Annotated in this window: 9 protein-coding genes; all 9 read right to left on the minus strand. The window is 58.6% G+C overall.

The window, feature by feature from the left end; all coding sequences use genetic code 11:
- Positions 1–132 precede the first annotated feature (132 nt).
- Entirely contained in the window at positions 133–1,230 is a 1,098-nt protein-coding gene (locus tag E8M78_RS05000) for a substrate-binding domain-containing protein (protein ID WP_137134019.1), read from the minus strand.
- Positions 1,231–1,267: 37 nt separating this feature from the next.
- A complete protein-coding gene (locus E8M78_RS05005) occupies positions 1,268–2,329 on the minus strand; it encodes an ABC transporter permease (protein ID WP_137134020.1) in 1,062 nt (353 codons plus the stop codon).
- A 15-nt stretch (positions 2,330–2,344) separates the two neighbouring features.
- Entirely contained in the window at positions 2,345–3,841 is a 1,497-nt protein-coding gene (locus E8M78_RS05010) for a sugar ABC transporter ATP-binding protein (protein ID WP_137134021.1), read from the minus strand.
- 154 nt (positions 3,842–3,995) lie between these two features.
- Positions 3,996–4,685, minus strand: coding sequence for a response regulator (locus E8M78_RS05015; protein WP_137134022.1), 690 nt, complete (start codon positions 4,683–4,685; stop codon positions 3,996–3,998).
- Positions 4,682–7,372, minus strand: a complete 2,691-nt coding sequence (locus tag E8M78_RS05020) for a sensor histidine kinase KdpD (RefSeq protein WP_137134023.1) — start codon at positions 7,370–7,372, stop codon at positions 4,682–4,684. Before E8M78_RS05020 ends, E8M78_RS05015 begins: the two co-directional genes overlap by 4 nt.
- A gap of 22 nt (positions 7,373–7,394) precedes the next feature.
- A complete protein-coding gene (kdpC, locus tag E8M78_RS05025; protein WP_137134024.1) occupies positions 7,395–7,964 on the minus strand; it encodes a potassium-transporting ATPase subunit KdpC in 570 nt (189 codons plus the stop codon).
- Between the two features lies 1 nt (position 7,965).
- A complete protein-coding gene (gene kdpB / locus E8M78_RS05030) occupies positions 7,966–10,002 on the minus strand; it encodes a potassium-transporting ATPase subunit KdpB (RefSeq protein ID WP_137134025.1) in 2,037 nt (678 codons plus the stop codon).
- A gap of 10 nt (positions 10,003–10,012) precedes the next feature.
- On the minus strand, positions 10,013–11,722 hold the full coding sequence (gene kdpA, locus E8M78_RS05035) for a potassium-transporting ATPase subunit KdpA (RefSeq protein ID WP_137134026.1): 1,710 nt from the start codon (positions 11,720–11,722) through the stop codon (positions 10,013–10,015).
- 305 nt (positions 11,723–12,027) lie between these two features.
- A complete protein-coding gene (locus E8M78_RS05045) occupies positions 12,028–13,350 on the minus strand; it encodes an MATE family efflux transporter (protein ID WP_246658232.1) in 1,323 nt (440 codons plus the stop codon).
- Positions 13,351–13,436: the final 86 nt, after the last annotated feature.

The raw sequence follows: 13,436 nt of genomic DNA on the forward strand, positions 1-13,436 counted from the left end.
GAGGTCTCTCCACTACGATGTAGAACTCGTCCAGTCCTCCACCGTAGGTGGAGGTTTACTTTGATTGCAACAAAAAAGGCGCGATCCACTTGAAGGACCGCGCCAGGCAGGAGGTAACGTTGATAGCCTCGCTTATTTGCCCCAGATCTTCTTGTAGGCGTCGCGATAGCCGTTATCCGGGTCAAACGTATTTTTCGGGCCGCCGTCGAATTCGACGTTCTGCGTTGTCACCACATGTAGCGGGGAAACATAACCAGACCATTTTTCGCCTGCCAGCGCACGGTTCAGCTCGTCCACCAACTGCCAGCCCTGCAGGTTGAGCGGCTCGGCCACGGTCACGGCCTGATACTGCTTGGCGCGGATACGCTGATAAGCGCCCTCGGAACCATCACCCGCGGCCACGGCCTTCGGCGCGCCATCACCCTTGATGCCGACGGCTGCCAGCGATGGACCCATGAAATCGAAATAGATGTCGTTGATCGCCAGCGAATGCGTCCACTTCGCACCGTATTTTTGCAGAAGCGTGGTCGTCAGCTGCGGCATGCGCTGCGAGGTCTCGGCAATTGGGGTGTCGACATATTCTAGAACGGTTCCGCCGAGCTTTTCGATCTCCTGCTTCATTCGATCTGCCTTGGCAATCGCGATGGCATAGGTGGAGTCGGTGAAGATAACGACACCCGGCTTCCCGCGTGCATCCACGAAAGCCCAGTTGGCAGCAGCTTTTGAAACTTCCATGGCGTCGGTTGTAACGTTGGCGAACACGCCCACTTCATCGACAGGCCCAACAGCCGATGCCGCATGCCAGGACACCATAGGCAGCTTCGCCTTCTTGGCGGCTTCCATTGCTGGCTTCTGCTCAACAGCATCGAAGCCGTTGATGATGATGCCATCCGGCTTCAGCGTCATGGCCTGACCGAAGGCAGCGGTGCGGCCATCGATGGAGCCTGCACCGTCAAGAACAGTCACCTTCCAGCCGATTGCCTTGGCCGCTTCCTGAATGCCGTTGGTAACACCCAGAATACCGCCATTTTTCATATCGGCGGCGAGGATGACGATGTTCTTGGAGGCCTGCGCTTTCGGCCCCGTTGTCGGGCCGTCCCATTTCTCGACCTTGCTCGCATATTTTGCGACCATGGCCTTCGCATCATCCATGGCATCGGCCAATGCGGGACCGGCCATGACAACCATGCCAAGGGCTGTCGTTAGTTGAAGAAAATGTCTGCGCTTCATGTTGTTCTCCTCCCACGAGAAACTTTACGCGTTGAATTCAATTGGATGCCGTTGTCTTTGCTGGTTCGGCTGGCGGTGCCTTTGCGGCAAAACCCTTCCTGCGCTGCGCGTAGCCCGCAATACCAATGGCAACGAGAAGCGTGACACCATTGAACAGCGGCTCCACGAAAAACGACCCACCGAACTGCTGGATACCGGCAATGCCGACGGCCAGAATGATGACGCCGATCATCGTACCCCAGACATTGACGCGTCCCGGCTTGATGGTCGTAGAGCCCAGAAATGCGCCCACCAGTGCCGGCAACAGATATTCCAGACCCACACTCGCCTGACCGATCCGCAGCTTGGATGCCAGCAGAACACCTGCGATTGCCGACAAGGTTCCCGAAGCGATGAAGGCGGCCATGACAAAGCGGCGAACCGGAATACCGTTCAGCGCAGCCGCTTTCGGGTTGGCACCGATCGCGTACAGATAGCGGCCGACCGGCGTGTATTCGAGGATTATCCACATGGCAACGGCCAGCACCAGCACATAGAAACCGGTGATCGGCAGGCCGAGAAACATCGTGCTGTTCAGCGCGTAGAAACCTTCCGGCAGAACGCCAATCATCTGACGGCCACCGGTATGCCAAAGCGCCAGAGCATAGATGACCGTGCCGGTCCCCAATGTCGCGATAAAGCTGTCGATCTTGGCGACTTCAACCAGGATGCCGTTGAGAAGGCCGGTGAATGCACCGAGGGCGAGAACGACAAGCACCGCGACAGGCCACGGAAAGCCGTACATGGTTTGCAGGCTGATCGCCAGAATGTGCCAGAGCACGATTCCGTAGCCGATGGTGAGATCGATACGCCCACAGGCCATGGGTATCATTGCGGCAAGCGAAAGAATGGCAATGATCGTCTTCGCGGCAATGATCGAGCGAAGGTTCAGGATCGTCGGAAAGGTATCCGGCAGCAGCAGCGAGAAAAGCACAATTAGAAGTGCCGTCAATATCACCAGACCATAAACCGGCAGGAGACGCTGTGCTTTCTCCAGGCGGTTCAGCCCGGCGAGTTCTGTTTTGGTCGGCTCAAGCGCCGTTGATTGGATGGAGTTCAAGGCGGTTCCTCCCGTTCAGGCCGCTTCGGATGCGGATGCCGCAGCAATGACGGCGGATGTTGTGAGATCAGCCCCGGACAATTCGCGCACGATCTGTCCACGCGAGAAGATCAGGGCACGGTGGCAAATGTGGGCGATTTCCTCGAAGTCGGTCGAGATCACCAGGACGGCGAGGCCCGATTCGATGGCCGACGCGATGAGACGGTAGATATCGGCCTTGGCGCCGACATCGACACCCGCTGTCGGGTCTTCAGCAATCAACAGCTTGCGATTCGTCGCCAGCCAGCGGCCGACCACCACCTTTTGCTGGTTGCCGCCGGAAAGTGCTTCGATCGCAAGGCTTTGATCGTTGGGCCGCAGGCCAACCTTGTCTCCCAGCATCGCTGCTTCGCGGGCCTCTTCGCCGGGCGTCTTGAAGGTGAAGAGGCCCCGTCCGGAGGCGGAGGGATTGATGTAGGTGTTTTCTCGTAGCGACAGCGAGAGTGCGACTGACTCTTCCGTTCGGTCTCTGGCAATCAGCCCGATGCCGGACTTGATCGCCGTGACCGTGCTGGAGAGATCAGGCGTCTCGCCATGAATGCGGACATCGCCGCGATAGGCCTCGCATCCGAAAAGTGCGCGACCAATCAATTCCTGTCCTGCACCGCGAAGCCCGACAAGCCCCAGCAATTCGCCCTCTCGCAGGTCGAAGCTCACCGGCCCCGCACCGCTGCACATCAAGTTACGAACGGAAACAAGCGTCTTGCCCGCCTTGTGCTCGGCCTTCGTGAAAAGTTGATCGGCCTTGCGACCAACGATCATGCGGATCAACTCATCCGGATTGGTCTGCTGGACGGGTGTTTGCCCGACAAGGCGACCGTCTCTCAAAACAGCAACGCGGTCAGCGATGCGGAATATCTCGTCCAGGCGATGAGAAACGTAAATCATTGCAACGCCTCGTTCCTTCAGTGGACGGATGGCGTTGAAAAGCCGCTCGACTTCATCGGCGGGAAGGCTGGCCGTTGGCTCATCCAGCACAAGAATATCAGCCTCGACAGCCAAGGCACGGGCGATGGCAACGAGGGATTTTTCCGTTCTGGTCAAGCTTTGAACGCGTGTCGATGGATCGAAATCGCAGCCGACCAGCTTCAGCGCTTCCGCTGTACGCCGTTCCGTAGCGCGCCAGTCGATGAGCTTGCGACGCATCGAAAAACCTTGCGCCAATCCAACATTTTCGCCGACCGTCATCCATTCGATCAAACCCAGATCCTGATGGATGAAGGCGACAGGCTGGCGCTCGTTCGGCTTCGGCGGACGATGGCTGTAAGGCTGGCCCCGGAACAGGATCTCACCGCCATCAGGCTTGAATATCCCGGCCAGAGTCTTGATCAACGTGGATTTGCCCGCGCCGTTCTCGCCCAGCAGCGCCAGGATCTCGCCCTTGCGCAGGTTCAACGAAACATCTGTAAGAGCTTTGGTCCCGCCGAAGATCTTTGAAACATTCCGGAATTCCAGCAGCGTTTCTTCGTTCATCAGCTCCTCCCAAAGCTTATGTCCAAACACTATGTTATCGATAACATTCCGTCAAGCGATGCACCCATATTCGTTCCCTATAAGTTTTATGCCTTTGATATCGCGTTCTTATTTTTCAGAATCCCAAGTCTTGGGCTTCTCGAATGCGTGCGCGTTATCCTTCCGCGATCAATCGGTAACCGACTCCTGGTTCCGTCTGAATGATGCGCGGTTCGGCTGGGTCGCGTTCGACCTTTTGCCGCAACTGACCGATGAAGACGCGCAGATAATGCAGATCGTCGGCGTGCGCCGGCCCCCAGACCGCGGTCAGAAGCGTTCGATGGGTCACGACCCTCCCTGCATGGCGCACCAGCAGGATCAGCAGATCATATTCCTTCGGCGTCAGGTGGATAGTTTCCTCGCCGCGCGTGATGTGACGCCGTACTGGGTCAATGCGCAGACCGTCTGCCTCAAAGATTGCCGGAATTGCGTCCGGCCTGTGCCTGTGGCGAAGCGCCGTGCGGATACGCGCCGTCAGTTCACCGATGCGGAATGGCTTCTCGACGTAATCGTCGGCACCGAGGTCAAGCGCCAGAATCTTTTCGCTTTCCCTGTCGCGAGCCGAAAGGATGATGATCGGGACGTCGCTCCAGCCGCGAAGGCTCGTTACAACATCTTTGCCGTCCATATCGGGAAGCCCGAGATCAAGAATGATGAGATCCGGAGCCTGCGTCGCTGCGGCTTTCAGTGCCTCGGCCCCGCTGACAGCTTCCAGAACGTCGTAACCGGCTGCGGTCAGGGCAGGCCTGAGAAATCGCTGGATCTGGGGTTCGTCGTCGACGACAAGAATACGCGAAAGGTTCATGTCGCGACCATATCTGCATTACCCGCTGCGGGGAACCGCATCACGATCCGTGTTCCCCTTTTGCGAACCGCAGGGCTCTCTGCGTGGATGCTGCCGTTCATGGCCTGCACGAAACCCCGCGCAATGGAGAGACCGAGGCCCGTGCCGGGCGCCCTGCCATCAGCCTTGCCTCGGCGATAGAATTTTTCAAAGACGCGCTCTAGTTCCTCGGCAGGAATTCCACGCCCGAGATCCGTCACTGAGATGACGATCTCGTCGTCATCCTGGCGAACATAGACGGTAACGGGGTCATGGCCGCCATATTTGATTGCGTTATCAAGCAGGTTGAAAAGAACCTGCCCCAGAAGCACACTGTCGCCCCGGATGAGCGAAAGGCTGGGCGCCACCCGTGTTTCGATCTGGCGGTTCGGCGCATATTTGCGCGTGCGTTCCACGGTAGAGTGCACCACGTCCGCCACATCCACCCAGTCCTGCTTCGGCTTCAGGCTTCCCGCCTCGATCCGAGTCATATCGAGCAGGTTTGCCACGAAGCGGCTCATCCGCTGCGATTCTTCCTCTATGGATTGCAGCAGATCCCGTCGCGACTCCGAATTCATTTTGTCGCCCAGTTCGATCAGGCTACTGGCTGATCCGGTGATCGTTGCAAGCGGCGTACGCAGGTCGTGAGAAATGGAAGACAGCAGGGCTTCCCTGTAGCGCTCCCCTTCAAGCTGCGCGGCCTGCTGGATTGTTTCCTCGGAAAGACGGGCGCGATCAAGCGCGATAGCTGTCTGATCCAGCACTGCCGAAAGCGACCGTTCCGATGCCGGATCGACATCGTCCTTGTCATAGGCGATGCCACACACCCCCACAATGCCATGGGGGCCAAGAAGCGGGCGAAACTGGAACCGGCTGTTTGGCAGTGTGCCGGTCGCATGACCCGCAGCCTCTCTTCTTGCTTCCGCCCAACGCGCCGCAGCCATGTCGGTCACGTCCAGTTCTGTATCGGGCGGCCAAGCTGCCGTTACGCTCAATTCTCCGGAAGAAGAGATCAGAAACACAACCGGCCGCTTGAGGCTGGCCTGAAGTTGCGACACGGCGAGCCAGATCGCATCATCGCGCTTGTCTGTACCCGCAAGCTTGCGCGAAAAATCATAAAGCGATTGCAGGGCGGTCGCACGGGTTCCCGCGACCTTGGCCTGTTCGCGAATCCGCGACGCAAATCCGCCGGAGATGATGGCAACGGCGAGGAAGACAAAGAGAGCGAACACCTCATGAGGTGCAGCAATCGTGAAGGTGTAAAGAGGATCGATAAAGAAGAAATTGTAGGCCAGCGTCGACAGGGACGCCGCGATCAAGGCTGACACATGGCCTCCGATTGCTGCCGAGCCGAGAACGCCCAGCAGGAAGACGAGCGAGATGTTGGGTAAATAGATGATCGTATCGATCAGCTTGCCGGTCGACGTTGCGACGGCCACGAACGTTGCAGCTATCATCGTAGAACGCGGCAATCCTACAGCGGAAAGCGCATGCAGCGGAATTTTTCTAGCCGATTTTTCCGGTCGATCGGCCGTTACGAAATGAACCCCGATCCCGGCTGCACGTCTGGCAAGTTCATCCGGCAAAGAGCGCTTGAGAAGACGAGAAAGACCACCTCGCTTGCGCACGCCGACAACGATCTGTGTTGCATGCTCCCGCTTGGCGAGCTTCAGGATTTCTTCGACATAATCCTGACCGATCACCCGGCGCGTTTCGGCACCCAGTTGTTCGGCCAGTCGAAACAGTGCTTCCAGCTGGCGCAGCGTATCCGCTGTCTCCAGCTCCCGGTCGGCCCTCTCAATGGACACGACGATCCAGGGAGCGTTGAGACCGGACGCGAGCCGACTGGCCACACGAACCACCCTGGTGGACAGCTCATCCGCTCCAACACAGACAATCAGCCGCTCCCCCGTGGCCCATGGTCCATCGATTGCATTCTGCCGCAGATAATCGACCATCTGGTCATCCACACGGTCTGCCGTACGACGCAGGGCCAGTTCCCGCAAAGCCGTCAGATTGCCGAGGCGGAAGAAGCGGTCCACCGCGCGGCTTGCGCTTTCCGGCAGGTAGACCTTACCCTCCTTCAACCGCTGAATGAGCTCCGTCGGCGGCAGGTCTACCAGCAGAACATCGTCGGCCCGCTTCAGCACGACATCGGGCACGCGCTCTCGCACGACGATGCCGGTAATCTGGCCCACCAGATCCGCAAGACTTTCCAGATGCTGAATATTGAGCGCCGTCCAGACTTCGATACCGGCAGCCCTGAGCTCTTCAATATCCTGATAGCGCTTGGGGTGACGGCTACCATCCGGGTTCGAGTGCGCAAGTTCGTCCACGATGATGATCGCGGGCTTCCGGGCGAGCGCAGCATCGAGATCGAATTCCTCCAAGACACGGCCACGATGGCTGATGCGGTTGCGCGGTAACACTTCCAGATCATCCACAAGCGCTGCGGTTTCGCTTCGGCCATGGGTTTCCACCAGACCGACGACAATATCGACCCCATCTGCACGCAGCCGTCTTGCACGGGAAAGCATTGCATAGGTTTTGCCCACGCCGGGTGCCGCCCCCAGAAAAACGATCAACTTGCCCCGGCGGTCCTTGTCCGCCAAGGCAAGCAGTGCATCGGGATCAGGGCGGCGCGGATCGCCGCGATCATCATCCGTCATTCGTCTTCGTCTCTGTCGGTTTTCAGGACTTCAATTCATCAAGAGCCAGATTTAGCTCTAGCACATTGACACGCGGTTCACCGACAAATCCAAGGTCGCGGCCTTCGGTCAGTCGCGAAAGCAGAGCCTTCAGGTCGGCTTCATTGACGCCACGCGCCCTGGCAACGCGTGTCACCTGCGCCGCAGCATAGTCCGGTGAAATATGTGGATCGAGCCCGGAGCCGGACGTGGTCACCGCATCGGCGGGAACAGGTAAGGCAATGCCTGTCGCACCTAAACGCTTCACATCCGCGTCGACACGATCCTTCAGCTTGGCCGAGGTCGTACCGAGGTTCGAACCACCGGACGCCGAGGCCGAATAGGGATCCGGGCTCGTGGCAGATGGACGCGACCAGAAATAGCGGTCGCTCGTGAAATTCTGACCGATCAGCCGAGAGCCGACCATCTGGCCGTTGCGTTCGATCAGACTGCCCTGCGCCTCTTGCGGAAGCAGAGCCCGACCTATGCCGGTGACTGCCAGCGGATAGGCAAGTCCCGTCACCAGCGTCAAGAGAAACAGAAGAGTGATTGCAGGTCTGAGATGGTTGATCATGTTACACCAGATGAAGCGCGCTGACGGCAACGTCGATTGCCTTGATGCCGATGAAGGGTAGGATCAACCCACCAAGCCCATAGACCAGCAGGTTGCGTCGCAGCACACTTGCGGCACCGGACGGTCGATACGCAACACCGCGCAGGGCGAGTGGAATAAGCGCAATGATGATGAGCGCATTGAAGATGACGGCGGAGAGAATGGCCGATTGCGGAGAGGCCAGCCCCATGACATTCAGCGCGCCGAGGGCCGGATAGGTTGCGACGAAGAGCGCCGGGATGATGGCGAAGTATTTCGCCACGTCATTGGCAATGGAAAACGTCGTCAGTGCCCCGCGGGTCATCAGCAATTGCTTGCCGATCTCCACAATCTCGATGAGCTTGGTCGGGCTGGAATCGAGGTCCACCATGTTGGCGGCTTCGCGCGCGGCTTGCGTGCCGGTCTGCATGGCCACGCCCACATCCGCCTGCGCAAGTGCCGGCGCATCGTTCGTGCCGTCGCCGCACATGGCGATCAGGCGACCGCCCTGTTGTTCGCGCCGAATGTAGTTCAGCTTATCTTCGGGCGTTGCTTGGGCAATATAGTCATCGACTCCTGCTTCCGACGCGATCGCCGCAGCCGTCACAGGGTTGTCGCCGGTGACCATGACCGTACGAATACCCATGGCGCGCAGAGCTGCGAAACGCTCCTTGATGCCAGGCTTGATGACATCCTTCAGATGGATGGCGCCCAACAACCTGTTGCCGTCTGCGACAGCCAGGGGCGTGCCGCCGCTTCTTGCAATCATGTCAACCGCGCGGCGGAACTCAGCCGGAGCCTCGGCATCCGTCACACCGGCAAATTTGAGGATGGAATCGACGGCACCCTTTCGAAGTCTGCGACCATCCCGATCAACGCCCGAAAGTCTTGTTTCGGCGGTGAATGCAATAATCTCATCGAACCGCTGCTCCGGCATGGCAATCCCGAACTCGCCCGTCGCAAGCGCGACGATGGAACGGCCTTCAGGGGTTTCATCGGCAAGGCTGGCCAGCAGTGCCGCTTCCGCCAGCTGTTGCTGCGTAACACCGGGAGCTGCCAGGAAATCACTTGCCATGCGATTGCCGAATGTGATCGTACCGGTCTTGTCCAGCAGCAGAGTGTCGACGTCGCCCGCCGCCTCTACCGCACGCCCGGACGTTGCGATGACGTTGAAACGGACCAGACGGTCCATGCCCGCAATACCGATCGCCGACAAAAGCCCGCCAATCGTCGTCGGGATCAGCGTCACCAATAGCGCCGAAAGAACGGTGATGGAGAGGATTGTTGCCGAATAACCTGCCAGCCCCCAGATCGCCACGCAAACGAAGAGGAAGATCAGCGTCAGACCGGACAGAAGAATGGAAAGTGCGATTTCATTCGGCGTCTTCTGGCGTTGCGCCCCTTCGATGAGCGCAATCATGCGATCCACGAAGGATGAACCGGGCGCGACAGTAATCCTGATCCGCAGCTCGTCGGAAAGCACTTGCGTTCCTCCGGTCACAGCAGAACGGTCGCCACCGGATTCGCGGATCACGGGCGCGGATTCGCCAGTGATTGCGCTTTCGTTGACCGACGCAACCCCTTCAATGACTTCGCCATCGCCGGGAATGAGTTCGCCTGCCGCAACAAGCACGATATCGCCAACCTTGAGGCTGGTCGCCGCAACGTTTTCCTCAGCACCGTTCGAGGTCAGGCGTCGGGCCGTCATTTCGGATTTGGTTTTCTTGAGGCTTTCCGCCTGGGCGCGGCCCCGGCCTTCTGCAACGGCTTCGGCGAATGTTGCAAACAGCACGGTGAACCACAGCCAGGCGGCAATCTGCCCGGAGAACCCGGCCTGCCCGTTTCCAACCGCAAGATCGCGGAGAAACAGGATGGTGACGACAGCAGCCACAGCCTCCGTTACGAAGATCACCGGGTTGCGCAGCAATTGCCGCGGGTTCAGTTTCAAAACGGAATCCCGCATGGCTGGCAGAAGAATGGCAGGGTCGAGAAGGCTCTGCGCCTTATGATCCTTTGACATGGTTGTTTCCTCAGAAAGTTTGGCCAGCAAGCATTGCGAAATGCTCGACGATGGGACCGAGTGCGAGCGCCGGGAAGAATTGTAATCCTCCCAGGATCAGGATGATCCCGATCAGCAAGCCGACAAAGAGCGGGCCATCTGTGGGAAAGGTCCCAGCGGACGCCGGTGCCTTCACCTTGGCAGCAAGCGAGCCCGCAATTGCCATCACCGGAATGACGTAGGCAAAGCGACCGAGCAGCATGGCGATGCCAAGCGTCGAGTTGTACCAGAGCGTATTGCCGGAAAGGCCACCGAAGGCAGAGCCGTTGTTACCGGCAGCAGACGTGTAGGCGTAGAGAATCTCCGAGAGCCCGTGCGGGCCTGCGGTTCCGATGCTTGCAACCGCAAACGGCAACATGACGGAGATTGCCGTGAAGCCAAGGATGACCAGTGGCAGGATGAGAACCGCCAGCATGGCGAATTTCATTTCCCGGCCTTCGATCTTCTTACCCAGAAACTCCGGTGTACGGCCAACCATCAAACCGGCGACGAAGACGGAAAGAAACGCAAAGACGAGCATGCCATAAAGACCCGAGCCGACGCCGCCGGGCAGCACTTCGCCGAGCTGGATCAGGAACATGGGTACGAGACCGCCGAGACCCGTAAAGGAGCCGTGCATGCCGTTGACACCGCCATCGGACAGTCCGGTGGTCACGGCGGCATAAAGCGCCGTCATGGCTTGGCCGAAGCGAACTTCCTTGCCTTCCATATTGCCTTGCGCAGCATCGACGCCGAGGCTGGTCAGAATCGGATTGCCTGCGGCTTCCGCCCAGTAAGTCACGGCGACGCCGGCAATCAGCAGCACAGCCATGGCCGTGATCAGCGCCCAGCCCTGACGACGGTTACCGACCATTCGCCCGAAGGTGTAGACGATCGCGGCGGAAAGGGAGAGCATGGAAAAAATGTTCAGATAGTTGGACCAGGCCGTCGGGTTCTCGAACGGATGAGCAGCGTTCGCATTGAAGAAGCCACCGCCGTTCGTTCCAAGCTGCTTGATGGCTTCCTGAGACGCAACGGGACCGAGGGAAATGACCTGCTGAGCACCTTCCAGAGTGGTTGCGGTCGCAGAGGCATCCAGCGTCTGCGGAAGGCCCATGGCCACGAAACCAAGCGCGATGATGAATGCGATGGGCAGAAGAACGTAAAGCGTGGCGCGAGTCATATCGACCCAGAAGTTTCCGAGCGTGGAAACCTTGGATCTGGCAAGCGCGCGGGTCACGGCCATGGCCAGCGCCATTCCGGTGGCAGCCGACAGGAAGTTGTGCACCGTCAGTCCCGCCATTTGGCTGAAATGGCTCATCGTCGCCTCCCCGGCATAGTTCTGCCAGTTGGTGTTGGTGACGAAAGACACAGCCGTGTTGAACGCCAGATCTGCCGGAACCGCCGGAAACCCTTGCGGATTGAGAGGCAGATAGGCTTGGAGGCGTAAAATTGCATAGAGCGAAACAAAGCCTGCCAACGAGAAGGCGAGCATGGCAAGCGTATAGGACAACCAGCCCTGTTCCTTATCCGGATTGATACCGGCAAGGCGGTAGAAGCCTCGCTCGAAGGGGCCTCCGAGTTTGGTCGCAAAATTGCGCTCGCCCTCGAAAACTTGCGCCATGTAGATACCCAGCGGCTTGATGGTGATGGCGACGAATAGGAAAAGGAGGCTGATCTGCAGCCACCCGACGATTGTCATGAGACTTCTCCTGGAAAATCAGAAGCGTTCGGGACGCAACAACGTGACGACGAGATAGACGCCGAGAGCGAGAGCGACGAGAAGGCCGAAAATGGGTTCCAGCATGGGTTGGACCTCACAGCCGGTCTAGCGCGCGGGCATAGAGCACCAGCACACCAAGCGTGCCGCAACCGAGCACGAGGAAGATGAAATCGAGCATCGATATTCTCCTTTTGATGCAGGAGAATGATTAGGCGCTGAGCCCGTCAGATTTCGATTGGGAAGAAGGCTGCCTCATGTAAGGAAAAGATAAAGATGGCTTCCAGTTAACCAAATGTACGATCGGCAAGCCTCGGCAGCATGAGGCGAAAGGCAATGCTTCGCGCGCCTTGGAAAACGAGAAGAGCCATCCACAGACCGTGATTGCCGAAGAGCGGCTGCAGGACCGCCCAGGCCAGAATGTAAACCACCAGCGAGGCAACCATGAGATTGCGCATCTGCCGTGACCATGTCGCTCCGATATAGACGCCATCCATCTGGAACGCGATGACACCGAGAATTGGCAAGGCCAGCATATAGGGAAGATACGCGTGTGCGAGTGCCGCGACGTTTTCAGTGGGCGCCAGCACACCGATCACCCAGCCTGCACTAAGCATAAAGGCGAGTGAAACAATCACTGCAAAGACGAGACCCCAGATGGTTGTCAGACGGATGACCTGATCGAAGGCTGGACGGTGACGGGCGCCCACCGCCTTACCCGCCAGTTGTTCCGCTGCGGTCGCCACTCCATCAAGAAAGGCGACGCCGAAGAAATAGAAGCGCAACAGGATCGTGTTTGCCGCAAGAATATCGATCCCCAGCGTGGTGCTCTGGCGCGTGAAAAAAGACAGGCCTATCAGCAGGGCAAAGGAGCGGATCATCATGTCGCCATTGACGGAGAAGGATCGCCGAAAGCTTTCCGGCCCCGGAAGTCTCCAGGCCAGCCGGTCTGTCTTGGCCAGAATGAGGATGGCCCCGAGAAGCGCAGTTGCACCTTCCGCGATAAGCGCGGCGATCGCAACGCCTTCCACGCCCCATCCAAGGCGGATCACGGAATAATAGCTGATCCCCGCATTGAGGACATTCAGCAGAGTTTGGAGAATCATACTCCACACCGCCTCAGCGCGACCGATGATCCAGCCGAAAGCGACGAAATTGAACAGCACCAGTGGTGCCGACCAGATGCGCCAATGAAAATAGGTGGATGCGGCTTCCGCAACGACCCCCTCGGCACCCAGTACGCCAAGACCGAGGGCTCCGATTGGACCTTGCACCAGAAGAAGAAGTAGGCCGGACACAATCGCGATGATCAATCCGCTCGCCAGCATCCGGTTTTCATCCGCCTTGCTGTCCGCGCCGACAGCCTGCGCCGTGAAGCCAGTGGTCGCAGCACGCAAGAAATTGAATGTCGTAAACATTACATCGAAAATGACGGAGGCGAGGGCCACACCTCCAACCAGATTTTCGTCGCTCAGCTGGGCAATCACGCCCGTCGCGATCAATCCGGACAGGGGCGTCGAAAGATAGGCGATCATCATGGGAAGTGAGATGCGCAGGACATCCCGGCTTTCCACATCGAACGCACGCGCCGCTTGCCTTTTGTCGGTCACTGAGTCTGCACCTTGCCTCTGATCGAGACGTGGTTTCGATCATTTACGCAAAAAAGACAAATGCCGATCGTCACCCGCGCCGCAGG

The sequence above is a fragment of the Rhizobium sp. FKY42 genome (assembly GCF_005222835.1).
In the GTDB taxonomy this organism is placed as follows: Bacteria; Pseudomonadota; Alphaproteobacteria; order Rhizobiales; family Rhizobiaceae; genus Neorhizobium.

Bases quoted from the DNA above. Each gene is read 5' to 3' on its own strand.
- E8M78_RS05020 (WP_137134023.1), bottom strand. From the start codon at position 7,372: ATGACGGATGATGATCGCGGCGATCCGCGCCGCCCTGATCCCGATGCA.
- E8M78_RS05000 (WP_137134019.1), bottom strand. From the start codon at position 1,230: ATGAAGCGCAGACATTTTCTTCAACTAACGACAGCCCTTGGCATGGTT.
- kdpB (WP_137134025.1), bottom strand. From the start codon at position 10,002: ATGTCAAAGGATCATAAGGCGCAGAGCCTTCTCGACCCTGCCATTCTT.
- kdpA (WP_137134026.1), bottom strand. From the start codon at position 11,722: ATGACAATCGTCGGGTGGCTGCAGATCAGCCTCCTTTTCCTATTCGTC.
- E8M78_RS05015 (WP_137134022.1), bottom strand. From the start codon at position 4,685: ATGAACCTTTCGCGTATTCTTGTCGTCGACGACGAACCCCAGATCCAG.
- E8M78_RS05010 (WP_137134021.1), bottom strand. From the start codon at position 3,841: ATGAACGAAGAAACGCTGCTGGAATTCCGGAATGTTTCAAAGATCTTC.
- kdpC (WP_137134024.1), bottom strand. From the start codon at position 7,964: ATGATCAACCATCTCAGACCTGCAATCACTCTTCTGTTTCTCTTGACG.